General features: G+C 39.7%; 30 protein-coding genes, 1 tRNA gene and 1 pseudogene. 4 read left to right on the top strand and 28 right to left on the bottom strand.

Translation table 11 applies throughout. The annotated features are described in order from the left end of the window. Positions 1 to 17: 17 nt before the first annotated feature. The 4 genes from ruvA to mutS form a co-directional block, all read right to left on the bottom strand. Positions 18 to 626 (bottom strand): Holliday junction branch migration protein RuvA, encoded by a 609-nt coding sequence (gene ruvA, locus DBT50_RS03255; RefSeq protein ID WP_041706144.1) that lies wholly within the window; start codon positions 624 to 626, stop codon positions 18 to 20. A 12-nt stretch (positions 627 to 638) separates the two neighbouring features. Beyond that, a complete protein-coding gene (gene msrB / locus DBT50_RS03250) occupies positions 639 to 1,076 on the bottom strand; it encodes a peptide-methionine (R)-S-oxide reductase MsrB (RefSeq protein ID WP_111851671.1) in 438 nt (145 codons plus the stop codon). Positions 1,077 to 1,138: 62 nt separating this feature from the next. Next, a complete protein-coding gene (gene mutL / locus DBT50_RS03245) occupies positions 1,139 to 3,043 on the bottom strand; it encodes a DNA mismatch repair endonuclease MutL (RefSeq protein WP_111851672.1) in 1,905 nt (634 codons plus the stop codon). Further along, positions 3,039 to 5,627 (bottom strand): DNA mismatch repair protein MutS, encoded by a 2,589-nt coding sequence (gene mutS, locus DBT50_RS03240; RefSeq protein WP_111851673.1) that lies wholly within the window; start codon positions 5,625 to 5,627, stop codon positions 3,039 to 3,041. The genes mutL and mutS overlap by 5 nt, the downstream gene beginning before the upstream one ends. A 126-nt stretch (positions 5,628 to 5,753) precedes the next feature. Between mutS and DBT50_RS03235 the strand changes: the two genes are divergently transcribed. Together DBT50_RS03235 and DBT50_RS03230 are read left to right on the top strand one after the other, a co-directional pair. Beyond that, on the top strand, positions 5,754 to 6,380 hold the full coding sequence (locus DBT50_RS03235) for a histidine phosphatase family protein (RefSeq protein WP_111851674.1): 627 nt from the start codon (positions 5,754 to 5,756) through the stop codon (positions 6,378 to 6,380). A gap of 31 nt (positions 6,381 to 6,411) precedes the next feature. Next, a tRNA-Ser gene (locus DBT50_RS03230) sits at positions 6,412 to 6,499 on the top strand. A 680-nt stretch (positions 6,500 to 7,179) separates the two neighbouring features. On the opposite strand, the pseudogene DBT50_RS03220 reads toward DBT50_RS03230, so the two are convergent. From DBT50_RS03220 to DBT50_RS03115, 22 genes and pseudogenes are all read right to left on the bottom strand, one after another. After that, positions 7,180 to 7,362, bottom strand: a pseudogene (locus DBT50_RS03220) (hypothetical protein); the annotation flags it as partial. Between the two features lie 25 nt (positions 7,363 to 7,387). After that, the gene (locus tag DBT50_RS03215) at positions 7,388 to 7,549 is read right to left on the bottom strand and encodes a hypothetical protein (protein ID WP_181566034.1); all 162 of its coding nucleotides are present in this window, start codon (positions 7,547 to 7,549) and stop codon (positions 7,388 to 7,390) included. A 32-nt stretch (positions 7,550 to 7,581) separates the two neighbouring features. Beyond that, positions 7,582 to 7,749: a hypothetical protein gene (locus tag DBT50_RS03210; RefSeq protein ID WP_181566035.1), complete on the bottom strand. Its 168-nt coding sequence runs from the start codon at positions 7,747 to 7,749 to the stop codon at positions 7,582 to 7,584. Positions 7,750 to 8,586: 837 nt separating this feature from the next. Then, entirely contained in the window at positions 8,587 to 9,069 is a 483-nt protein-coding gene (locus DBT50_RS03205) for a kinetochore Spc7 family protein (protein WP_111853040.1), read from the bottom strand. Between the two features lie 23 nt (positions 9,070 to 9,092). After that, on the bottom strand, positions 9,093 to 9,458 hold the full coding sequence (locus DBT50_RS03200; protein ID WP_111853041.1) for a hypothetical protein: 366 nt from the start codon (positions 9,456 to 9,458) through the stop codon (positions 9,093 to 9,095). 21 nt (positions 9,459 to 9,479) lie between these two features. After that, on the bottom strand, positions 9,480 to 9,914 hold the full coding sequence (locus DBT50_RS03195) for an ArpU family phage packaging/lysis transcriptional regulator (protein ID WP_060778038.1): 435 nt from the start codon (positions 9,912 to 9,914) through the stop codon (positions 9,480 to 9,482). Positions 9,915 to 10,071: 157 nt separating this feature from the next. Beyond that, complete coding sequence (locus DBT50_RS03190) at positions 10,072 to 10,341, bottom strand: hypothetical protein (protein ID WP_060778037.1); 270 nt, start codon at positions 10,339 to 10,341, stop codon at positions 10,072 to 10,074. Between the two features lie 14 nt (positions 10,342 to 10,355). Then, positions 10,356 to 10,598: a hypothetical protein gene (locus tag DBT50_RS03185; protein ID WP_060778036.1), complete on the bottom strand. Its 243-nt coding sequence runs from the start codon at positions 10,596 to 10,598 to the stop codon at positions 10,356 to 10,358. 11 nt (positions 10,599 to 10,609) lie between these two features. Beyond that, a complete protein-coding gene (locus DBT50_RS03180) occupies positions 10,610 to 10,852 on the bottom strand; it encodes a hypothetical protein (RefSeq protein ID WP_060778035.1) in 243 nt (80 codons plus the stop codon). Positions 10,853 to 10,862: 10 nt separating this feature from the next. Then, positions 10,863 to 11,111 (bottom strand): hypothetical protein, encoded by a 249-nt coding sequence (locus DBT50_RS03175; RefSeq protein ID WP_060778034.1) that lies wholly within the window; start codon positions 11,109 to 11,111, stop codon positions 10,863 to 10,865. 300 nt (positions 11,112 to 11,411) lie between these two features. Continuing rightward, positions 11,412 to 12,890 carry a DNA primase family protein gene (locus DBT50_RS03170; protein ID WP_060778033.1) on the bottom strand — a complete coding sequence of 493 codons (1,479 nt, stop codon included), beginning with the start codon at positions 12,888 to 12,890 and terminating at the stop codon, positions 11,412 to 11,414. After that, complete coding sequence (locus DBT50_RS03165) at positions 12,883 to 13,821, bottom strand: primase alpha helix C-terminal domain-containing protein (RefSeq protein ID WP_060778032.1); 939 nt, start codon at positions 13,819 to 13,821, stop codon at positions 12,883 to 12,885. The genes DBT50_RS03170 and DBT50_RS03165 overlap by 8 nt, the downstream gene beginning before the upstream one ends. Positions 13,822 to 13,830: 9 nt before the next feature. Continuing rightward, a complete protein-coding gene (locus tag DBT50_RS03160; protein ID WP_111853042.1) occupies positions 13,831 to 14,316 on the bottom strand; it encodes a hypothetical protein in 486 nt (161 codons plus the stop codon). A gap of 154 nt (positions 14,317 to 14,470) precedes the next feature. After that, on the bottom strand, positions 14,471 to 14,755 hold the full coding sequence (locus tag DBT50_RS03155) for a helix-turn-helix domain-containing protein (protein WP_111853043.1): 285 nt from the start codon (positions 14,753 to 14,755) through the stop codon (positions 14,471 to 14,473). Between the two features lie 12 nt (positions 14,756 to 14,767). After that, entirely contained in the window at positions 14,768 to 15,172 is a 405-nt protein-coding gene (locus DBT50_RS03150) for a hypothetical protein (RefSeq protein ID WP_111851686.1), read from the bottom strand. 94 nt (positions 15,173 to 15,266) lie between these two features. Next, positions 15,267 to 15,566, bottom strand: a complete 300-nt coding sequence (locus DBT50_RS03145) for a type II toxin-antitoxin system RelE/ParE family toxin (protein ID WP_181566036.1) — start codon at positions 15,564 to 15,566, stop codon at positions 15,267 to 15,269. Beyond that, positions 15,550 to 15,876 carry an AbrB/MazE/SpoVT family DNA-binding domain-containing protein gene (locus DBT50_RS03140; RefSeq protein WP_111853045.1) on the bottom strand — a complete coding sequence of 109 codons (327 nt, stop codon included), beginning with the start codon at positions 15,874 to 15,876 and terminating at the stop codon, positions 15,550 to 15,552. The genes DBT50_RS03145 and DBT50_RS03140 overlap by 17 nt, the downstream gene beginning before the upstream one ends. 165 nt (positions 15,877 to 16,041) lie before the next feature. Then, a complete protein-coding gene (locus DBT50_RS03135; protein WP_111853046.1) occupies positions 16,042 to 16,395 on the bottom strand; it encodes a hypothetical protein in 354 nt (117 codons plus the stop codon). A gap of 30 nt (positions 16,396 to 16,425) precedes the next feature. Continuing rightward, positions 16,426 to 16,635 (bottom strand): hypothetical protein, encoded by a 210-nt coding sequence (locus tag DBT50_RS03130; protein WP_146742893.1) that lies wholly within the window; start codon positions 16,633 to 16,635, stop codon positions 16,426 to 16,428. A gap of 129 nt (positions 16,636 to 16,764) precedes the next feature. Continuing rightward, positions 16,765 to 16,941: a CopG family transcriptional regulator gene (locus DBT50_RS03125; RefSeq protein ID WP_224783826.1), complete on the bottom strand. Its 177-nt coding sequence runs from the start codon at positions 16,939 to 16,941 to the stop codon at positions 16,765 to 16,767. 121 nt (positions 16,942 to 17,062) lie between these two features. Continuing rightward, entirely contained in the window at positions 17,063 to 17,689 is a 627-nt protein-coding gene (locus DBT50_RS03120) for a Rha family transcriptional regulator (protein ID WP_111853048.1), read from the bottom strand. 511 nt (positions 17,690 to 18,200) lie between these two features. Continuing rightward, a complete protein-coding gene (locus DBT50_RS03115) occupies positions 18,201 to 18,407 on the bottom strand; it encodes a helix-turn-helix transcriptional regulator (protein ID WP_111851690.1) in 207 nt (68 codons plus the stop codon). Between the two features lie 137 nt (positions 18,408 to 18,544). Here DBT50_RS03115 and DBT50_RS03110 point away from each other — a divergent pair, with 137 nt between their 5' ends. Beyond that, positions 18,545 to 19,012 carry a helix-turn-helix domain-containing protein gene (locus tag DBT50_RS03110; protein ID WP_111851691.1) on the top strand — a complete coding sequence of 156 codons (468 nt, stop codon included), beginning with the start codon at positions 18,545 to 18,547 and terminating at the stop codon, positions 19,010 to 19,012. A 114-nt stretch (positions 19,013 to 19,126) separates the two neighbouring features. After that, positions 19,127 to 20,284 carry a site-specific integrase gene (locus tag DBT50_RS03105; protein ID WP_111851692.1) on the top strand — a complete coding sequence of 386 codons (1,158 nt, stop codon included), beginning with the start codon at positions 19,127 to 19,129 and terminating at the stop codon, positions 20,282 to 20,284. A gap of 654 nt (positions 20,285 to 20,938) precedes the next feature. Here the strand turns inward: DBT50_RS03105 and rny are convergent. Together rny and recA are read right to left on the bottom strand one after the other, a co-directional pair. Then, entirely contained in the window at positions 20,939 to 22,510 is a 1,572-nt protein-coding gene (rny, locus tag DBT50_RS03100) for a ribonuclease Y (protein WP_064292335.1), read from the bottom strand. Positions 22,511 to 22,794: 284 nt separating this feature from the next. Further along, a complete protein-coding gene (gene recA, locus DBT50_RS03095; RefSeq protein ID WP_013669682.1) occupies positions 22,795 to 23,910 on the bottom strand; it encodes a recombinase RecA in 1,116 nt (371 codons plus the stop codon). Positions 23,911 to 23,914 lie beyond the last annotated feature (4 nt).

Genomic DNA, 23,914 nt, shown 5'->3' with positions numbered 1-23,914 from the left:
TTATAACTCCTCACTACTTATTTTAAGGTTATGTATCTTAAAGCGACCCGGATAGCATCTGCAGTATTATCGACCTCTGAAAAATCGCCTTTTTTGATCACTTGATCAATCTCCCGCTTAGCGTAACCTAGACTGTTTAGGGCTGCTTCTAATTCAATCATCATCTGACTTGACTCTGATTGATCAGAAATGACTTCTTGGTCAGCTGGAAGCGCTTCGGATTTAAGGCGGCTGAGCTTACTTTGTAAGTCTAAGATGATCTGTTGGGCTGTTTTTTTACCAACGCCGGGAAACTTGGTTAAGAATTTGACATTTTCCGATTCAATCGCTGCAATAAAGCCAGCTTGGTCACCATAAGCTAAAATTGATAAAGCACTCTTAGGCCCGATTCCCGAAACACTTATTAATTGTAAAAAGAGTTGTTTCTCGGCCTGATCAAAAAAGCCATACAGGCGTATGGCATCCTGGCTAACCGCTTGGTAGAGCCAAACTTGCACCTGCTGGCCTTTTTGATCACTTAAGCGATAAGGATTTGGAAAATAAATATAATAGGCAAGTCCCGCCGTTTCAACGACTACCGCTTCACTAGTTAAATCAACAAGTAATCCCTTGATATATTGGTACATCACTCAACCTCATTACTCCACATATTTTTTGTAGTCACTATAGCCAGCTTGGTCCATTTCTTCATAGGGAATAAATTTTAAAGCAGCAGAATTAATACAATATCTTAACCCCCCTGCTTCACTTGGACCATCAGTAAAGACATGTCCCAAATGAGAGTCTGCTTCTTGACTTCGTACTTCAGTACGAACCATGCCATGTGAAGTATCTTGATGCTCGTTAACAACATCCTCTTCAATAGGTTGGGTAAAAGCCGGCCAACCACAACCGGAATTGTATTTTTTACTGGAAGAGAATAAGGGTTTTCCATCCACAATATCTACGTAAATTCCCTTTTCAAAAAATTCATCATAGTCACCTGAAAAAGGACGTTCAGTGGCTTGATTTTGAGTCACTTCATAAGCTAAGTCACTAAGTTCTTTTAAACGAGCGGTTTTTTCTTCTTGATTCATAGCAGTCTCTCCTCTTTCTTTAATTTGCTTTATTTTATCATAACTAGCGGATAATCCCTATATTATTGATTCTTAGGACTTTCATGGGCATCTTGGATCCGTTTGAAGCTGCGTTCGATTTCATAATTAGAATAATGGATTAAAACGGGACGTCCGTGGGGGCAATTATAAGGGTTCTCACAGTAAGTCAGGTCATCTAACAATTGCCGGGCCTGACGATCATCTAAATAATGGTTAGCTTTTATCGAAAGCCGGCAAGACATCATAATAGCGGTTTTTTCCCGGTAGATATTGACCGAAAAATCTTTATTTTCAATGGCTAGTTGGATCATGGAATCAATGTGTTCTTGGACCTGGTCACTCCCCATCCAAGCGGGATGGTAGTTGACTAAAAATTGATTGGGGCCAAATTCTTCAATGCCAATCCCCATAGCCCGTATCCGGTCTAAGACTTGCCTGACATCATGACTTTCTGATGAGGGATAGTCTAAAACTAAAGGAACCAGTAATTCCTGGCTAGCTATATCCATATCACCGATGGCTTCGCGGAAGTATTCATATTTAATCCGTTCTTGAGCCGCATGCTGGTCAACTAAATACATCCCGGTTTCATCGGAACAGACCAAATAAGAAGCCTGTAATTGGCCCACATAGTCCAGTTGAGGGAAGCTTGAATTCCTTTGACCTTGGACTTGCCCCTCTTCATGATTAGGGCTAGCTAGCTTAAGATCACTAGGTGTGCTTGTGCTTGGTGGGAAACTTTCTCTATGAGCACCCTCCCCTTGGTCAACTGTCTTGGTTTCCGCTTGCCAGTCTTTGCCATGGTCTGTTTCCTTAACTAGGAAAGCTTCATTCTCAGCTGGCTCTACTTGATTTTTAAAATCAAAACGCAGTTGCTGGCTATCTTCTTGACTGCTTAGATCAATGCTGGCTTGGTGGTTAGCTGTCTCAGTAATCTCTTTCTTGCCTACATCGGGGATCCTTCTTAGGGGAGATAGTCTTTCCTGAACACTGCTTTGGATGAGATCGTAAAGTTCTTCTTCCTTACTAATGCGAATCTCTTGTTTGGTTGGATGGACATTAACATCAAGTAATTGGGCATCTGTAGAAATATTAAGGACAGCTATGGGATAACGACCAATCATTAACTTAGATGCATAGCCCTTGATAATTGCCTGACTGAGGACATAATTTTTGATATAACGGCCGTTAACAAATAGGGACATGTAATTGCGTGAGGCCCGGGTAAGTTCTGGTTTAGAAATATAACCGCTGAGTTGAAAATCATGGTCCTCATTCTCAATCGCTAACATGTCTTGAGCCTGTTTAAAACCGTAAACTGCAGCGATAACTTCTTGGAGGCGGCCCTTGCCATTGGTCCTTAGTAGTTCCCTGCCATCATGATTATAAGTAAACCGGATATCAGGGTGGGCCATAGCTAAACGATTCACAACGTCCGTAATATGGGAAAGTTCGGTGCTTAATTGTTTAATATGTTTTAATCGTGCTGGGGTATTGTAGAATAAATTTTCAACCCGGATGGTGGTTCCTTGCCGTAAATGGGAAGGACGGAGTTCTACCTCATCGCCCCCAATTAAACTAATATAGGAACCCTCTTTTCCATCACTGGTTTCCAGCGAAACTTCAGCAACTGAGGCGATCGAGGGCAAGGCTTCACCACGAAAGCCCAAGGTTTTGATCCGAAAGAGGTCTCGTGAATGATAGATTTTACTGGTAGCATGGCGTTTAAAGGCCAACTTCACATCTTCCCCACTCATTCCTAAACCATTATCAATGACTTGGATGCTCTTCAAACCAGCCTCTTCGACTTTGATATCGATACTGGTTGCCTGGGCATCAATCGCATTTTCTAAGAGTTCTTTTACCACGGAAGCCGGCCGTTCGACCACTTCCCCAGCGGCAATCTGATTAGCAACTTGTTCAGGAAGTTCGTGGATCATCCTAATCCTCCTCGCTTAGTTTCCTTTGTAATTGGTTCAATAATTCTAAGGCTTCAATAGGTGATAAATGATTAATATCGACAGCATCTAGCTGGTCTAAGACATAATCTTCACTCGCTGTTTTTTGATTGAAATTTTCTTGGTCATTGAAGAGATTAAGCTGCTTAGGCTCAGCCCCTTTAGACGCTGCACTTTCCAAGTCAGATAAAATATTAGCTGCATTGGCTAATAAGCTCTTAGGTAAGCCAGCTAGTTTAGCAACATGAATCCCATAGCTCTTATCGGCCGGGCCATCATAAACCTTGTGAAGAAAAACCACTTCCCCATCTTTTTCAATAGCTCCGACATGAATATTCTTAAGGGCTGGCAAGTGATTATCCAGGTCAGTCAGTTCATGGTAATGGGTTGAAAAGAGCACCTTCGCCTTAAGATGGTCGTGTAAATACTCTAAAATAGCTTGGGCTAAGGCAATGCCATCATAAGTCGAAGTTCCCCGTCCAATTTCATCAAAGAGTAACAAGGACCGGTCAGTAGCGTGTTGAATGGCCTGGTTAGCTTCCATCATTTCGACCATAAAGGTACTTTGCCCCGCTTGCAAGTCATCGGTTGCCCCAATCCTGGTAAAGATCTGGTCAAAAATAGGCAGGGTCGCTTGACTAGCGGGTACAAAACTTCCCATTTGGGCCATGATCACGGTGAGGCCCAGCTGGCGCATGTAAGTGGATTTTCCTGACATATTAGGTCCGGTAATTAATAGAATGGAAGTGTCCTTATCCATGATGATGTCATTAGGGACAAAATCATCTCGGCCTAAAGTTTCTTCAACCACTGGGTGTCGGGAATCTTTAATCAATAAGGCCCGGTCTTCTCCACTAAAATGAGGACGCACATACTGATTTTGTTCGCTAATTTCCGCTAGGGACTGGATCACGTCCACCTGGGCAATAGCCTGGGCGATGGCTTGTAGGTCTTTTTGGTAGACTTTTACCTTTTCTCTCACCCCAAGGAAAAGCTCATATTCCAGGTCAACTGATTTTTCCTGAGCTTCCAAGATCCGATATTCCATCTCTTTTAATTCAGGGGTAATAAAACGCTCCGCATTGGTCAGGGTTTGCTTTCTCTCATAACGCCCTTCTGGTAAAAGATGGAGGTTGGCCTTGGTTACCTCGATATAATAACCAAAGACCTTATTATAGCCAATTTTTAAAGATTTAATCCCGGTCGCTTCACGCTCCTTGGCTTGCAGGTTAGCAATCCATTCTGATCCGTGGCGAATCGCCTGACGATAGTCATCCAGCTGATCACTAAAGCCATCCCTAATAATGCCACCTTCAGTAATCGATATATTAGCTTCCGGATCAATAGCGCTTTCAATGGTTTTAACCACTTCTGGTAGGGCTGCCAGGCTGTTAAGAAGCTTGGTCCAAACGCCAGTCTCTTGATTGTCACTTTGATTACCTTGGATAGCTTGTAAATTTTCAGAGACTTGGGGAACCTTTTTCAAGGAATTCATCAATTGCAGGAGCTCGCGGGCATTGACCTGTCCCATTGAGATCTTAGCCACTAAGCGCTCTAAATCGTAGACCCCAGAGAGATTTTCTTGGATATTGCGCCGTTCAAAGAAGGCGTCGATCAAGGATTCTACTTGGTCTAAGCGCTCTTCAATCGTTGCTTGGATAATAAGAGGCCGGTCCAGCCACTGTCTTAGCAAACGTCCGCCCATGGCGGTTTTAGTCTCATCGAGAAAATGCAGTAAACTTCCTGAACGTTTCTGAGTTCGAATGGATTCGGTTAATTCTAAATTGCGTTTAGCAAAATAGTCCATATGCAAGTAATAGTCTAACTCATAGGATTCCGCTTGGCGCCAGTGGTTAACCATACGAAACTGAGTGCTATAAACATAAGCCATCAAAACGCGCAAAGCATTAAGCTCGATGCTATGCTTAATATTTTGAGTAATTTTTTCAAAGGCGCTTTCCGGCAACTGATCGAGGGTTTTCTGATTAATATAGGAAGTGGTAAAAGGAAAGAGCTGCTCGAGTTGGGCCAAGTCATCTTCGCTCAGTTCATGATAAAAGACGACTTCCTTGGCTTGAATTTGTGAGAATTCTGTTAACAGCATTTCAAATGAATCCATATGGGTCACTTTCAGCTCGCCTGTTGAAATATCAGTATAAGCTAAAGCATAGGGGCCTTCTTGATGTATAATCGCACAAATAAAGACATTTTCCTTATCGCTAGAATTGTAATAAGTCCCCGGGGTAATCACCTTGATTACCTGGCGGTCTACCATACCCTTGGCTTGCTTAGGATCTTCCATTTGTTCAGCGATGGCTACCTTATAGCCTTGATTAACTAGGGTTTTCACATATTCGTCCGCTGAATGATAGGGAACACCACACATGGGGATGGGATCATCCGCATTCCGATTTCGACTCGTTAGGGTTATTTCTAATATCTGTGCCGCTTTTTTGGCGTCATCATCAAACATTTCATAAAAATCGCCCAGCCTAAAAAATAAAAAGGCATCGGGATATTGATCTTTGATCTGATAGTATTGCTCCATCATTGGTGTTTTTTTCTTCGCCATTGTTTACATCCTTTAATCTTAACTTTTTACAATCTTATCTATTCTAACACAGAAAAGCAAAGGGTGAAATTCACAGCTTTAATAATTCGTGATAGAATAAAAGCTAAAAAAGGAAAGGAATTAATCATGTTAAAGCACTTATATCTCATGCGCCACGGCGAAACGGAATTTAATTTGGAGAACCGCGTACAGGGCTGGTGTGATTCCCCTTTAACTGAAAAAGGCATCCGACAAGCCGAGCTGGCTAGAGATATGCTTAGGGAACGGAAAATCACTTTTACCCATGGCTACAGCTCACCGCTTGATCGGGCAATTACGACTCTAAAACACGCTATTCCTAATCCCATGCCCACAGAAACAGTCACCGGTTTGAAGGAATGGGGCTTTGGTTCACTAGAAGGGCAATCTCGCGACCTCATGCCTAAACCTCTCTCAGCCCCCAAAACGGATGATTACTATTGTCAATATGGTGGTGAAAGAGCTAGCGAAGTCTGTCAACGCATTAACCATAGCCTCCAAGCCATCATGACAAAAGAGGATAGCCAGCAAGTCTTAGCGGTCGCTCATGGGGCTGTCATCTACCAATTTGTAAAAGACTTCCTCCCTGACCCGGTTGCTGGTATCGGCAACTGCGAAATCTTTCACTTTGTTTACGATTTCAACACCTTCACCTTTATAGAAAATATGAAGCCTTATCGGGAGATGTCCGTGTCTGGTGAAAATTTATTTGCAAAATCGGACAAAACGTTATAAGATATACTTTGTTGCTAACTTAGTTTAGCCGGGAGAAGTAGCGAAGAGGCCGTAACGCGCTTGACTCGAAATCAAGTTGTCGGGAAACCGGCACGTGGGTTCGAATCCCACCTTCTCCGTAAATAGCTTTTTTCTATTATTAATAGGTGTCAAAAACAGCGATATAACAAGGTTTTTAAAAAAGTTGATAACAGATGAAAACGCCTAATATTGCGACTGGATTCGCAAAATATTGCGCAAAATTCTCACTATCCCTATAGCTGAATTAGCAAGTCAAAGCTCTTAATTTAAGGGCTTTTTTTATTTGCCTTTTATTGGCTGCTGGGCTGATTTAATAAACCTAAGATATATTTATACCCCCTAAGGCTAAAAACGCCTGTAGGGGTCTATATTTAAGTCTGAGGGTATGTTTTGATCAACATAAAATAAAGCGGCTGCCTAATTGCCCTATTGGGTGCTCTGAGAAAACAAGGGGGTGCTTATTTTAATCCCCCCTATGCTTCTACAATTATGTTCCTATTCTTGAAAGCTTTTTCGCACGATTTTCTCACGATTAAATGCTTTTATATCAAGGCTTTTAGCTGTTTTTGCACGATTGTTGGCACAAAAAAACCACCGTTCACACCTGCGGTGGTTACTTACTTAAATATTTTTTCATATACTCTTCAACTTTTTTTAATCGTTCTTCTACAACTTTACGATCCTCTTCGGTTTCTGGCTGTAAGCTTTCTGCATTATACCTTGCTTGAATGATCGCACCGACTTCTTCATCTGTAAGTTTGTTAACGTCTTCCCTGGCTTTCTCTATAATTTGAAACTTTTTGGGATTATATAAGTAATCTTCCCCCGTATCGTCAATCACTCTAATGAAACCCGCTTCATAGCCTAAAGCCTCATATATTTTATTCTTTGTTAGGGAAACGCCTTGGGATCGGCCTATGTATTTAACTTTTTTAGGTGAGTCAAAATTATCTATTATCATTGTCGGTCTCCTAATAAAACGCTAGTTAATCCCTTAGGTGCTTATTTATGTACTCATCAATTTCTTTTATACGCTCTTGGGCAATCTTTCGGTCTTCTTCTGTTCTTAGCGGACGGGATTCAGATTCTATTCTTACCCTATAGGCTTCTTCTAGCTCCTGTCTGGTCGGTTTGCTATTGTTTTCCATAGTCTCTTTTACTCCTACCTTGTGAGTGGTGATTAGCTACTTTGTTGCTGTAACTTTTTAACCATTTCTTTTAATTTTTGTTTTCGTTCAGCGGCCAACTTGCGTTGTTCCTCCGTTTCTGGTCTACGGCTTTCTGATTTAATTCTAGCTATGTATTCTTCTTCTAGCTCTTGCCTAGTTAGTTTATTAGGGTCTTCCATGGTGTCTTACTCCTTATTCTGTCAGTAACTTATTTAAATTGGGCCAAGTCTGGGATTTCTTTATCAAATAATTCTTTTTCCCTGTCCGTTACTTGTCGGGGTAGTCAGGCAAAAAAATATAAACGCTTTCTATAAAAATGGTTTGATCATCTTCTAGCATAGCTTTTTCCCTTTTCTTGTTCATATATTTTCCATAAGAAAATTTGTGCAATAGACGGCTGAAGTCCGGCCGGCCATGGGGTGGGGGAGGTATCCCCCCACCTACTGAGTCAGCCGCTCATAGAATTTTATAAAAAATATTTCTAAAGTTATCACTTATTAATAAATAAAAAAATAATTTATTTTTTATCTTTTTTATTTTAATTATTACTTTACCTTGAAGCTTAGCTAGCATAGGTTCACGCATTGACCTCGCTGCGGTTCAACTCTTAATTAGACTGAACAACTATTTACTTTATTATATCTAAATCTTTATCAGTGTTCCAAGTGATCATTGATTAGATTAATCGATCATAGTTATTAATATTAGCAGCAGCACTTACTTATCTATTACTTTCCTAATCGTCCGCCTATCAGTCAATAGCTTTATGCTTTGCTGTGAATGTAATAGCTAACCTATATCAGTTAGTTATCCTTATCTATACCAACTAACAATCTTTATCTATATCAGCTAGCCATCATAGTAGGCTACTGGGTCTAGGTAATAGAGGCAAACAGGTAGGCAGACTATCAGACCTATAGGCTATTCAAGGTAGTGGGGTAAAGGAAAAGGGGCGGTGTTCCACCAGCCCCATACCTATACTTCTCTTATTATGCTTACCACCAGTTAATAATACTTTAGCGCCATGAAGCTTCGATAAGGCTGTCAGCCATCTGAGCCCATGGGTTACCCTGATAGGGGCTAGGCTCTAAAGACTTCATAGGTGCTTCCGGCTGTGGCCTGCTGTCTAGGGTATCTCTCAGCAATTGAACATCTGCTGCGATCTCCTCGCCTGTTGATCCCTTAACATACTTAGCTATGTTAGGGTTAAGCCCATACTCTGCTAGCGTTTTAATCTTAATACTATTTACCTGCTCTTGGCTTAGGAGGTCTTGGCTTTCTGATAGTGCCTGCTCATAAGTTGAAAGCTCCTCGGCTTGTTTGGCTATGGTGTCTTCAAGGGTGCTGTTGGCTTCCTTGAGCTGTTCCAACTCAGAAACTTCCTCGGCACGAACTTTATATTCTTCCTTAATCTGATCTAAGGAATTATGATATTCCCCTAGGATCTTACCAATAGCCTCCTTATCTAAGCCAAATTGTTTTAGAAATTCTCTGTCCATGGCTGTTATCTCTTTCTATGAAGCTATTTCACTTGGTCAATTAAATTATTGGCCAAGTTAGCGTAAGAGTCATTTAGGGCTTGTTCTTCTGTGGTTTTCTCGTTATAAACTAGCCCAGCCTCCTTAAATGCTTTCCGTTGGGCTAAGACCCTGCGATCATGTTCACGGTTAGCCTGTTCTTTGGCTAGGCGATCACTTTCCACTTGCATAGCATCTGCTAAGAATTGGCGGTTCTTTTCTTCCTCCTCTTGCATTTTTTTAATCTTAGCCTTTTGGGCTTCTTTATATTGTTGGTATTCTTTGGCGGCTTCTTCCTCTTTAATTTCCATATAAACGCCTAAGTCAAAAGCACCGGGTTTTCTTAAAATTTCATCTTGAACATCATTCATAATTAATTCTCCTTTTCTTTTTTAATTCCAAGTAATACGATCGGTTTCGTTCTTAAAGCATAATAGCTCACCTCCTTTAAAGGCCTCTGCGAACTGAATTTGAGCCTTTTTTAAGAACCTGTAAAAAGTGGATTCAGAATAGTAATACTCTCTATATATATCAGTATTTTTGAAGTGCTTAATATACTTTTTTTCCAAAATTTTGCCTAGTTCGGGCTCTACTAAATCAATTGCGTTTTCAATTTCTAATACTTTAGCTTTAGCCTCTTCTCTGATCTCTATTAGGTCCTCGGAATAATTACCAGCATTTTTTACATGCTTTTCAGGGGTATATCTATAGTTAGCTACTAAACGGCCTTGGTAGCCGCTAAGTCGTCTTAAACGGTCATAATCGCTTAATATACTATCGGCTTTTTTTGCAGTTTTTTCTTCATCAATTGGCGGAATATAGAACATTACCTAGCCCCTCTCTGATTCAAAATATGCTATAATTGGTATAGCCTACTTGATCTAGTGGGCTTCTGCTAAGGGTTTGCAAGTTCCTTTCTAAACGGGCTTATTATCATTTTTTTGGATAATAAGCTTTTTTTATACCCTGATACTGAAAGGCTGCTTAATTAAAAAATCTCCAATTCTTCATGAGATTATAGGCTGAGCATTCAATTTCGGTGTTTTCCTTAATCTTCCCTAGCTTTTCCTCGCTAATGCCCCCAGCAAGGTAGCGGGTTATGGCATAATACAAGACCATCACATCTAGTTCACTTTGAGCTAAGGCCTTGCTTACTTCATCTTTTGAAGTGCCTTTTAGCAGTTCCACACGGTCATTAATGTAGTTATCGCCAAAGGTCGCTATATGGGATTCTAATTCTCTAAAACTTAACATCTTGGCCACCTCTTTTATAAAATACCTACTTCTTTGAAAAGGTCAGCTGCTGCGGTTGGCATACCTGCTGAATAGGCATACTTCTCAAGTGCTTCTTTAGGTAAATCGCCATTGAGGTAGTCTATTACCGTGCCGGCCAATCCCAACATTTCTATTTCTTGATTTGCCAATAACTTAGCAATAGTGGGACATGGTAAATTAACTAAGCCTGCCACTCGCTTTTCTATGTATTGATCAATCTTTTCTTTTTCGTCCATAAGGTCCTCCTTTATAAAATATCCATGTCTTTCATCATCTGATAAGCTTCCCGGGCCACTCCGTACTTATCATTAATTGCTTTGAGCTGGTCTCTAGTGATTTGCCCTGATAAGTAGCCATTAATTGCCTTAGTAAGCATTGCTGTGTTGTATTCTTGACCTGCCACCATATCAGCTATTAGGTTGATAGGGTATTCCAACACTTGGCTTTGTCTGATTGTTGTAAATTGCTTTTTCTTTTCTGGTGAGTCCATTTATTTCCCCTTAAAATTCAATAATGCCAACTTCTCGCATGAGTTCATAACCTTGTTTGTCGATTCCGTTTTGATCATTGATTAGTTCCAACTGATCCTTGGTAATATCTCCCTCAATGTAATAAATGATCCCTTGCATGGTCATAATCAGATTGAATTCTTGTTCTGCCAACATATAAGCCCCGTCTCCTTGGGGGCGGTTAAGTAATTGCTTCATTCGCTTCTTGATATATTCATCTTTTATTTCTAAAACATCCATTTTTAGGTCTCCTTTTGTCTTTAATCATTGTTAATGATCTATTTAGGGGGTTGTGTCCCCAGTCTTGTCCCGGTTGTTTTTAGGGAAAAATTGCCCCCAAATCCCTTGATAGCAAAGGCTTTAGAGCTATCTCGAAAAAATGTCCCGGTTCTTGTCAACTTGTTATATATATATATTATTTATTACTATAGTTATACTTAAAAAGAAGCGGGACATAGGGGACATATATGTTAGATTGTTGATATACCAGCATTTCTAACGTCCCGCCTCAAGCGGGTCAATACGGGACAATGCGGGACATTATTCATGCTTGAGAATAATTCTTATTGGGTTGCGGCCCTTGGCATAGGGTTGGATTTCCTCTGGCATATTTTCCGATTCAGAAACATTAATTCTCTGTTTGGCCAATTTATACTTATTACCCGTCAACCGTTCCAAGATCTCAATAAACTTAGTCCAAAAGCCATAGGGCAAGGGGCTATAGTTCCCCATCTCCTCTTTATAGACCGTTAAATCATGCTTAATAAAATTGTTTGGCACTTTCCCCAACTCATGATAGCCATTAGGGATATACTCATCATTAATGTATCCCTCTATAAAGTCATTAGCTCGGCGGTACTTAGCGATTTCTTTCTTAACCGATTCTGGCTCGATAAAGTGGGTGAAATCCAACTCAATGGCCTTTTTTAGGACGTATTCTAAAACAGCCTTGTCTTTTAGGTAGACTTCTTTAATATTGGGATCGTTCTTTTCCCCGTTAAAGTCAGCATTAAAGGGGATCAATAGTAACCGTCTGTACCAGCCTGTAGACTTATTGCGGACGTTAGGCATGCCGTTACCGCTAAATAAGCAAAATATTTTAAGGGTAGCCATAAAAATGGGCTTCCTTTTTTCCTCTATCATAATGGGATCTCCGGTGGCTAGACTCATAAGATCTGAGATACTATCGACATATTTATTAGAGATATCATCCCCTATGTTGCAGACTTTCCCTATTAGTGCCTCTTTCCCAAATTGACTGCCAAAATCAGGCGGTTTTAAAGCACTAACATTCTTTTTGCCAATAAGATTGATTAATAGTTGCTGAAACGTTCCTTTACCACTATTCCCATTACCGATTAAAAAACCGATTTTATTCCGTGTATGGTTAGGGTTCAGGGCTTCATTGATAACCTGCCATAGCAAAGTAACGACTTCTTCATCACCACAAGCAATAGCCTTTAGCCACTTATCAAAGTCAAAGCCATTGATAATAGGCTTAGTGGCCAAGGGATTGTAGTTAGTGGCGATTTTGCTGGTAATGGCATACTTAGGGCTAAAGGGTAGTAACTTATGTTCCTTGAGTGAGTAAATGCCATTGTTCACTGGGATTAGGTCACGACTAGAAAAAGGCTCTTTGAGGGGCACTCTGATTCTTAATTGCCGTATAACCTCGATCCAATGCTTATATTTATATTCTTCCAAGCAATTAATTAGCCCGCTCATTTCATTCTGACTTGAAATATAAAGGCCTTGTTCTGGGTCATAATAAGCCAGCATGGCCCTATCCCGGTCATTACCTATCAAAATACAATGGACATGTTGCATAAAAAGTTCTGCCCCTGTTCCCTCATGTAAAAAGGGGGCGCTTTTGTTTTCTTTTTGGTGTTCAGCATGCCATTTAGCCCCTGCGGCCTCGAGTGCTGAACGGATCTCTTCCATGGTTCTGGGGGCTTTTTCCTTAGGGGGATTGGTTAGGTTTCTGGCACGTCTAAGCACTTCATCAAATTCATTAGTCATTTACTGGTTCACCTCGCTTTCGTTCTTCTCGTGATAAAACGCTTTTCATTACACCAACCAATTCTTGATCAGATAGGGGCGGTTGAGTGAAGCGCTGATTCCAATCTTGACAAATAGAAATACAATATTCTGGGCTAACATTGGCCTTTAAAAGCGTTCCAAAGGCCTTAGTGAAAAAGTTATTGCGGCCACCTTGAGAAATTCCGGAATAAACTTCCTGTAATAGCCGGGGCACTTTGCCAATATAGCGGCCGTTCTCATAGGGGCTATAAGTCCTTTTAATTTCAAAATTAGCTTGTTGCTCAGGACGATTTACAGGCACTTTCGCACCACTAAGATGGGTAATTACCTTATAATCACCGTCTAGGCCGTTGTCTACTGGCATACCCATTAGACGGCTAAAGTCGCCACTACTTGGGTCAATGGGTAAACCTAACTTTTCCAAGTGGTCAATAAGCGCCTGAGTTGTCGCTTTACATTCTCGCTTAGTCATAGGCTGGTCAGGCTCTAAAATAACCCTTATTCTGGCATGCTGGGGCTGGCTATTGATCGTTGGATAGATGATATACCTTAGCCCCTCAAGCTCTTTTAAAAGCTTCTGAACGGCTTCTTCATAGTCCAATGGCTCATATTTAAAAGGGCTATTAGGGTCAGCGTTGGCCCTAGGTTCAATGTCTAGGGTAATGAGTGACTTGCTAAGGGTCTGGCTGTCAGAACGCTTTGAGCCTTGGATTTGGCCACTAAAGAAGTAAAGGCAGTCATTTAGTTTGATCTCATCAGAAACCGGCTTGCCACCGTCTGGCTGGGATTGAATGCCCTCTAGGTGTTGGATATTGTTTTGACAAAGATAGGCTAAGGTTTCAAAGTCACTACCATTAGAGGGGCATTCTTTGAGTTGGTTGTTCTTAACTCCTGTTGTTGTGTAGATCATGGCAGCCACCTAGTATTCAATACCTAAGGCCTCTAGGTTACTTTGAACTTCTGCTTCATCATCGCTATTGCATAATAGGCAATAAATGGTCTCTAGTGTCTCACCTTGGCGCTTAATTTGATTTTGGAAATCTTCGTCAAGATCATGCTGAGCTTTCTTTAATTCTTGAAAAAATTCTGAATTGACCCCGCTAGCGCATGAAGCCATTCTGATCACTTTGTCAATCATTTCTTGCTTTTGGATCGTGAATAAAGTGGGATTTAAAGCATTGGCCACTTTGTTCAAGTGCTCAGCGGTCAGGCAGCAAGGAGCTTCCGGGTCTCCCTCTGGGGCTGGTTTTAGCCAAAAAAGATCAGTTGTTATGTTGTTAACCGCTCCTTGAATAGCTTTGATATTAGGGTTAGTTTCTCGGGAACTTATAGCATTAATGCTATTTTGGATAATTTTAGTTTGGTTAGAAATATCTTTAATTAAATCGTCTTTAGTTGTATTCATAATGATTTACTCCTTTAAAATCCTATTGCGGCGGTCTTTGTGGATCTGTTATAATGGACGTATAAAAAGTTACCAAAGTATCTTTTTAATTCCGAAAAATTTCGGTTCATAAAATCGTCCTTAGCGACTTGTGGTTAGCCATGAGCCGCTTTTTTTATTGGTAAGGGTGTGATCTAATGAAGTCGTTTAGGACTTGACGTTCAATATAGATCTTGTTTCCTAGCTTACTGAGGGGCAAGCCTAGTTCTCTGTGCCATTTTTCTGTTACTGTGTTCCGGCTGGTACTGTATAACTGACAGACTTCATCAATTGTCAGCATTTCCCTGTTAATGGCCAAGTCCCTTTTAAGGTCTTCGGCCAGCTGGTTCAGATAGGGCTTTAACTGGTCTACAAAATTCTTTGAAGCGCTAGGGTCTAATTGAATTTGAATATCACTCATTTTCTTTTCCTCCTATACCTTAGAAAGGGCTTTCATGGCCACCTGAATGGTATTAGTTTTTGCATTAAGAACAGTTGTATCATTTTCGGTCATGGCCAATTCTTTTAGCAGATAGTAAAGTTCCCAATACTCGGCGGATTGCTCTTGGCTCTTAATCCAAATTGGTTCATCTGCTCTTTTTAAGACCTCTAGGCCGTGCATGGCGCTGTCCTTTACCGTGAAATCAATATAGCCTTGGCTCTTTAGGCGATACATTTTAGGCCGTGCCACCTCAGCAGATGGGTAACCAAATTTGTCGGCCACTTCCTGAAAAGTAACCGTTGAGTGGCTACCAAAGTAATTAAGCATAGCCTCCCGCCTTGCCGCTGCCTTTTCCCGCTGGTTCATTCCCTCTGTATTTTTAGTTAAATCAGTCATAATTAATCGCTCCTATCCCTGTTTTTGGGCATATAAAAAGCCCTCATCAAATCAATGATAAGGGCTTAAGTGTTTTAGCTAGACTGGGTCACTTTTATGGTATTTTCCGTGTTAACTCCTTATAAAAGTTTTCACGGCTACCAACTTGGATAATTTCCACCGTCACAATGTGTTCATGGATAGTGTAAGCTATGCGGTATTGTGCCTTTTGGTAGTGAATTGGCCGGGTATAAATATCTTTCAAGCCACCTTTTTTGCGATCCCCACAATGGGGGTCTTTGGCTATGACCTGGTAAATTTCCTGACTAATTAACTTGATTAGGCGTTTATCTTTTAACTTCTTGAGTTCCCGCTTGGCGCTGTTTCTGAAGTAGATTTTATAGTCCAAATTCACGATTAAAATCCTCTTCAGTCATCTGGCTAGATGGCTCGCCCATAAGCTCATTTAAACGGTCTTCCATGAATCCCTTGCGGCGTTCCATTTCCTTAATGATCGCTTCGCCGTCCGTATAGCCGTCTTTAATAATGTCCGTTAATAATAAGGCATCAAAATCATCAACAAAGCGGGGGGCGGTGTCCACTCGCTCAAAGAATATTCCATCTTCTTGCAGGTGGGGGGTAAAGCTAGCCCCCTCAGCTATGTTAAAGGCTTTTGGGATGGTGACCATTAAAGAATTCCCTTGTTTTCTGGCTTTAACTACCATGGCTTTCACTCCTTATTAGTAATTATTTTAGTAATTACATTATAATTAATTTAAGCCTGATAGTCTACACTTAGCCCTTATATTTAATTTTCAAAAATCAATATTTTCGGTATAATGTAATAGGTGTTTTAAGTGTGCCGGTGGATAACCATTGGCACTTTTTTTCTAGTCTTCTTCGGCTTCTTTAAGGTCTGCTGGGGCTTCGTCCTCAGACTCTTCTGAGCCACCAAATAACAACTTATCAAGTCCTTTGAGTAAATAGCTTACTTCAATAATTGTGTCGTCTAGTACCTCAGCAAGGCTTTGAAGCCGTGTCATTTCATCAGCGCAACTTAAAGCGTATCCCATTAAATCATCTAGTTCCCATTCAACCATCTGCTCTGATTCCTGCTCGCTCATCGCTTTGGAGTAAGCTTTTCGCTTGATAATATTAATAAGTGTTTTAGCTTCATCAATATTTAGTCCTGCGGCTGCTAGCTTTGCTTGAACACGTACTTCTTTAATTTCATCTTTAGTCATAATAAATACCTCTTTCATTTTCTTTTTTAATTATTTTTGTACATTACCATTTAAAATATTTTTGATCTTGGCATTTTCCTCAGTCAGCCGCTCTACAGTCGCCATCTGATAGCAAAAGCCGGCCACTAATAGGAATATGATTATAAATAATGTCGCCACATCTCCGGTTGAAAAATACATCGTTATCACCTCCTTGGGCTGTTTATTTGCAAAATAAAAACCCTCATCATTAGCAGACAAGGGCATTCACTCCCTTATCTGGGTTAGTCAAATAAGGGTACATGTGGTATAGTATTCATGTACTCTTATTGAGTGCTCCCCCTTAGCGGTTCTCTGTCGCCAAACTTGCGAACCTCTAAGGGGTCTTTTTTATTTGTCAGACTCTAAAACTAATTGAATTCCTTTGCGTATAGCTTCCGTTCTGGTGATATTATGCTTTTTACAATAAGCAAGTAATTGCTCATTGGTTGCTTCATCAATACGAACTTTGACATCTACATTTAAAGGATTTTTAGCTTTAGGTCTTCCCATCTTGGAACTTTTCAAAGGCTCTCACCTCCTACTAATTGAGTTCCATAAAGTAATAATACTTTATGAGTTCCAACATGTCAATACCCTTATTTATTCAATTTTCAAAGATCATTAATTTTATTGTTATTACTTAGGTCTAAGCTGCCAATAAGTTGGCTTTGATTTCTGAGTAAGGCAATTGCTGCCTTAAGCAGATGGTTGCCTGAACCTCTTTTTGGCGGTATAGGTCTAGTTCTTCCGTTGTCATGAGATCAAGGGCCGGCACTTCTTTAGAAGCGCCATGCTGCCCCCTTAATTGTCTGGGGGTCTGCCCTGTGACCACTTGGCAAAGCAGACTGGCTATATTACTGTAGGAATGCGGATTTTTGTATATCCAACCGTCAATGGCTTCATTAAGATGGCTGTGATATAACTTTTCATGGTCACGTTGAAGCCTAAATTCAGCAAGCTCTGCCCTCATAGAAAAGAACGCCTTAACCAAATCCTTTTTAAAAGCTCTAACTGGCTTTGTGTTATCTAACCAAGTTATAAGCAGCGTTGCTTGAGGTTCGGTTAATCGGTAGTCTTTCGTTGGTCGTCCACCTTTTGACCCTTTGGGAGGTTTAGCATTTTGAAATGTCAAAACTCCTAGATCCTCTAAATCGGTTTTATACTTATAAATTAGATTTTTTACGGCCTTGTGCTGTACCTCAGCACATTCAGCAATAACACTTGAAAGCGTATAAGGTTCGCTGCTCCTATTTTTGATATAAACTAACTGCATAGTGGATTCCCCTTTCTAATTTAAAAATGGATTTCTGCCCCAAATACCTGTATAATTACTAGGTAATATCTATAAGAAGTGCGGGGCTAGGTGGTATGACCTAATAGGTGCTTACTCCTTGCCTAAGCGCTATGGCGGGCGCTAACTTCTTATGGTTGGGTTTGAAACGTTGGGCTTAATGCTCAGCGTTTTTTTGTTGTCTTTTTATGCCTCTTAATATTGATAAAAAGGCACTTTTTTATAAATAGATAGGCATTAGACCCTCTCAAAATGGAAAGTAAGCGGTATTTTTTAAATTAGGCCTACTTTTTCCTTGTCAATAGGCATTAAATGTCCGCTTTGTCTAGTGCTTCAAAAGCACTGTTTTTTTCATTCTCTTATGTCAGCCATTGGCGTGGGGTGTTTTTTTACTAACATAGATACTCAATGAATCAGCCGTGGGGGCTTATTTTTTACTGTTTTACTTTTCTAATCGTTTCTAACAATAACTATAATTTTCTAGAATAATAATTTAAAAAAATAGACTTTCGATTGTTAAAGATTGATCTGCTTGTTTAAAAATATTTAGCACGATACGCTTTTCACTATCTTTAAAGGGGATTTTTCCCACTTCTTTTAAGTGCATTGCTTGCTTGCTAATGCCTAATTCTTTGGCCATATCACTTTGAGTTAGACCTAGCATGTTGCGATAGCCTTTTATTTTATTGATTGCTTGCATGCTTCTCACCTCATTTCTCGAAACTATAATAAACTATAATTTTTATGAAGTCAACTAGAATTAAAAATAATTTCTAGTTTTTTTATATGAAGTCACCTTTATTTAGTATATAATTCAATATAAAAGGAGGAGATTCAATGCAAGCTGATTTAATAATAGCTGTTGGGCATAGAATTAGGCAATTAAGAAAAAGCCTAGGTTTAAATCAAACGGAATTTGCTAAAAGAATAAACGCAACATTGCCCGCTGTTAGTAATTGGGAAACTGGAAAAAATTTACCAAACAATGAGCGTTTAAAAGCCATAGCAGACCTAGGCGGTATCACTGTAGAATATTTATTATATGGTGAAAAAGGTGGCTGGGCTACGGCTGAAGAAGTTCTATCTTCGGCCTTTAATAAAATTAATGCTTTTGATAATTATTTAAAATCATTAGGTTATGAAGTTATTAACGAAACAGTATCTAGTAAAAGAAAAGCGACCTTAACAAAAGATGGCAAAAGCCTAACACTTTCTAACGATCAATACAGCAAATTAATGAATAAATCTAAAGAAGCTATAGAATTTTATCTGTGGCAAGTATCGCAAGATTCTAATAAAGAATAGTCGCTACCACCACATTTCATTCTTTTATGTAAGCCCTTGGCGTGGGGTTATATACTAATATAAGTGCTTTCTGATTCTGCTATAGGGATAGTGAATTAGAGAGGAAATTAAAGAATGGCAACTTATAGAAAATATACCAATTCAAAAGGGGAGTTCTGGCAAGTTTGGGGCTACCTTGGAATAGATGATTTAACAGGCAAAAAGATTGAATGCCGTAAAAGAGGTTTTCACTCAAAAAAAGAAGCAGCCGCCTATCTCAAAGAACAAGAGAAAAAGTTCTTGCTAGGCGATTGCTTCAATAAAGAAAAGAAATTTACTTTTAAACAAGTATATCATGAATGGCTAGATATTTATCAAAATGATGTCCAAGATTCTACCCTGTCAAAAGCTAAACGTCTGTTTGAAAATAGAATCTTACCTGTCTTTGGGGAGTATTACATAGACAAAATAACCGCCCCTATGATTCAGAATGTCATTAATCAATGGCATAAGGAATATAAAAAATATCGGTCAGATTATAGTTATTTGAAACGAGTAATAAAATACGCCTATGTTCAGGGGTACATTTCCCAATTAGTCACTAATAAAGTCGTTGTTCCTAAGAAGCAAATAACCTATGAATGCGACAAAAAAGCCGATCCCTGCCCTTTCTATACCCGTGACGAGTTACGCCAGCTTATGGCCATTCTTGAGCGGCAGAAAAGCAGGAAATGGCATGCATGCATTAGAACGCTAGCCTATACCGGCCTTAGACGTGGGGAAATTCTCGCCTTGACTTGGAATGATATTAATTTCAATGATAAGACACTAACGGTTGATAAAGCTGTTGGGCAGCGTGACGGCAATGAGCTCTATTTAAAAGCTCCTAAAAACGCCAATAGCGTAAGGACGATTAGCGTTGACGACAAGACCCTAAACGTTTTGAAGAAATGGCGGGCAGAACAAGGGCAACTATTATTAAAAATAGGCTTCAACCTAGGTAAAGATCAGCTTATTTTCAATAACACTAAGACAAATGGTTTTCTCAACCTTACGTCTATCTATAACGCCTTTAAGCGTATCTGTGAACAGAATGATTTTAGATTTATTAAGATCCATGGTTTCAGGCATACTCATTGTTCTTTGCTCTTTGAAGCTGGTGTTCCTATGAAAGATGTGATGAACCGCCTTGGCCATGGGGATATTCAAACCACCATGAATATATATACCCATGTCACGGAACAGTCTGAAAGAAAAAGCGCTCAGCTTTTCGCAAATTATGTTAATTTTTAACTGTAGTCGCAAAATATTGCGCAAAGTGGAAAGTATAAACAAATCATATAGGGTTAAAACGCTGGTAAATCAATGTTTATAGAAGATAGAAACGGAACAAGGGTGGAATCCCACCTTCTCCGTTTTGTACTTTTAAGCGCTATTAAAAGCCCTTGAAAATGTTGATTTAACAGCATTCTTAATCAATTTGAAAACACTTAAAAACAGTCAAATCAATAGTAAATCGTACAAATCTCGTACAAGTTTTTTCTCCCCCCCACTATCGGGTTTATAGAAGAGAATGAATGAGCGGTCACCAGAACCGCTTTTTTATTGCGCTTTTTTAGCGCTTTCCCGCCCTTTTTCAATAAAATCATAAATTTGCAACTTTTACTTTGCGATACCTTATAAGCATATCCTAATAACGATACTGCGTTTTTACATAACATTAACAACATCAATAACTTAAAAATAATATTAGTTTTCATAAGGTGAATATATGACTGATGAAATGAGATCTGTAAAAGTCACTCACTTTGATTACTAGCTTACATAAAAAATAAGCGAATCGACCTTTCCAATAGGGATTTATCGATTCGCTTATTATTCATTCTGGAATTTACTACTCCAGATTTCTTTATTTTTAATCAAAGCTTATTATATAGCTTAGGTAATTTATCTTGCATAATCCACAGAACGGGATTCACGTATTACCGTCACCTTAATTTGGCCTGGGTAATCCAGTTCGTCTTCAATACGTTTAGAAATATCATGTGACATCTTAACGACACTTAAGTCATCCACCTTTTCGGGATTAACAATCACACGAATTTCGCGGCCTGCTTGAATAGCGTATGTCTTCTTAACACCACTAAATTCATTAGCTAGGGCTTCTAAACTTCTTAAACGTTGAATATAATTCTCTAATGATTCACTTCGAGCACCGGGACGAGCAGCCGACAAGGCATCAGCGACCTGAACAATAATGGCAATCGCAGAAGCAGATTCGATATCTCCATGGTGGGCCGCAATGGCATTAATAACGATATCATTTTCATTATATTTACGAGCGAGTTCAGTACCAATTTCAACGTGGGTACCTTCCACCTCGTGGTCCACAGCTTTGCCAATATCATGTAATAATCCACTTCGTTTAGCCAGTTGTTCATCTTCGCCGAGTTCACTAGCAATAATACCAGCCAGTTTAGCTACTTCAACACTATGGTTCAAGACATTTTGCCCATAGCTGGTGCGATAGTTTAAACGTCCGACTAACTTGACTAAGTCTGGATGCATATCATGAATACCTAGGTCAAAGGTGGTCTCTTCCCCAGTATCACGAATTTTTGTATCCATTGATTTTCTAGCACGTTCAACCGCTTCCTCAATTTTTGCTGGATGAATACGTCCATCCTTAATTAGATTTTCTAAAGCAATCCGAGCAATTTCCCGACGAATCGGGTCAAAACCACTGAGTACCACCGTTTCTGGAGTGTCGTCGATAATTAAATCAATCCCAGTCAAGGCTTCAATGGTTTTAATATTCCGCCCATCTTTACCGATGATACGACCTTTCATATCATCGTTTGGTAAATCGATACGGGTTACCGAAGTATCGGCGACTGTATCGGCAGCAGATGTTTCGATTGCTTGTAAGATAATTGAAGTAGCGAGCTTATGTGCTTGCTCTTTATAGTTTTCTTCTGCATTTCGAATTCGTAAAGCAATTTCATTAGATAAGTTTGCTTCTGTCTCTTTCAAAATCAAAGCCTTGGCATCTTCAGTTGTCATCATAGAAATCCGTTCGATTTCATCTTGACGTTCCTGAACCATTGCTTGGGCTTCTTCTTCTTTTTGAGAAACATTTTTTAAGCGATCTTGAATCGATTGCTCTTTAGAAAGCTGATCATTTTCCTTATTGGTAAGAACATTTTCACGCCGGTCAAGATTTTCTTCTCTTTGGAAGAGTCTTTGCTCTTTTTGAGTAATTTCTTGACGGCGATCACTTAATTCGCTTTCTACTTGATTGCGATAATCCTGAGCTTTCTCTTTTGCATCTAAAAGAATTTCTTTTCTTTTAGCTTCAGCATCTTTATTTGCTTGAGCTAAAATTCCTTTTGCAGTATTTTGCGCCTCATTACGTTCTTCTTCTTCAACATTTTGACGTCTTTTGTAACCAATTACTAATCCGACTAAAAGGCCAACAATTAAAGTAACGATAACGAAGGCAATAGTTAAACCATCCATAGTTTCACCTCCGTGTCTATTTAATTGTTTGCTTTTTTAAATAAAAAAATCATAAAATTTCAAATGCAAAGCATTTATTTAAATTTTATATTTTTTTCACATTATTGTCAATTATTCTAGAAGCGCTACCAAGAAATTCTCATTCTGCTCTGAAAGCAAATATAAGGAAATATTGATAGGATGAGACGCTTACAGGTAATAGATACAGGTCATAATCTCATTATTTATAAGACTTTTCTAAAGAAAAAACTTGGCTATCAACACCAAGTTTTTGGAAAAATATTTTATTCTTCATCATCGTTAAATAAATCTAGGGTTTCATTTTCTTCATCACTTGATGAATCGTTTTTGGCTTCTTCATTGGTGGTTTCATCCTCTGAATCGTCATCTTCAACAGCTGGACCAAAACCATACTCTGCTCGAACCTTACTATCAATTTCCTTAAATATGTCAGGGTTTTCGGTGAGATATAGTTTGGCATTCTCGCGTCCTTGGCCAATCCGGTCATCCCCGTAAGAATACCAAGAGCCACTCTTCTTAATGATATCCATGTCAGCAGCTAAATCAACTAATTCACCCGCTTGAGAAATTCCTTGCCCATACATAATATCCACTTCAGCAACCTTAAATGGCGGAGCTACCTTATTTTTTACAACTTTAATCTTAGTGCGGTTACCAATAATATCCTGACCGGATTTGATCCGTTCCCCGCGTCTAACTTCTAGACGAATAGTGGAATAAAATTTTAGGGCCCTTCCCCCTGGGGTGGTTTCTGGGTTCCCAAACATGACACCTACTTTTTCACGAATCTGGTTAATAAACATGGCAATGGTTTTCGTCTTATTAATGGAGCCCGATAACTTCCGTAGGGCTTGAGACATCAAGCGAGCTTGGAGCCCCACATGGGAGTCCCCCATCTCACCTTCAATTTCAGCCCGTGGAACTAAGGCAGCAACAGAATCGACAACGACAATATCAATCGCACCAGAGGACACTAAGGCATCAGCAATTTCTAACCCTTGTTCACCAGTATCCGGTTGGGAGAGTAATAGCTCATCAATGTCAACCCCCAAAGCTCTAGCGTATTCAGGGTCTAAGGCGTTCTCAGCATCAATAAAGGCAGCAATTCCACCTTGTTTTTGAACCTCGGCAACAGCATGTAGGGCAACAGTGGTTTTCCCAGAAGATTCTGGACCGTAGACTTCAATAATTCGTCCACGCGGATAACCTCCGACTCCTAGGGCAATATCTAAGGATAAGGAGCCTGACGGAACAGTCGACACCTGAGTATCCGTTGATTCTCCCATCTTCATTATAGCTCCCTTACCAAAGTTTTTTTCAATTTGTTTAAGGGCCTGGTCTAAAGCCTTTTGGCGGTTTGCATCATGTGATGTACTCATTCAA

Source organism: Aerococcus tenax (genome assembly GCF_003286645.3).
GTDB classification, from domain to species: domain Bacteria; phylum Bacillota; class Bacilli; order Lactobacillales; family Aerococcaceae; genus Aerococcus; species Aerococcus tenax.
The sequence above is the reverse complement of the archived record's forward strand: the minus strand, read 5'-3'. Positions and strand labels throughout refer to the sequence as shown.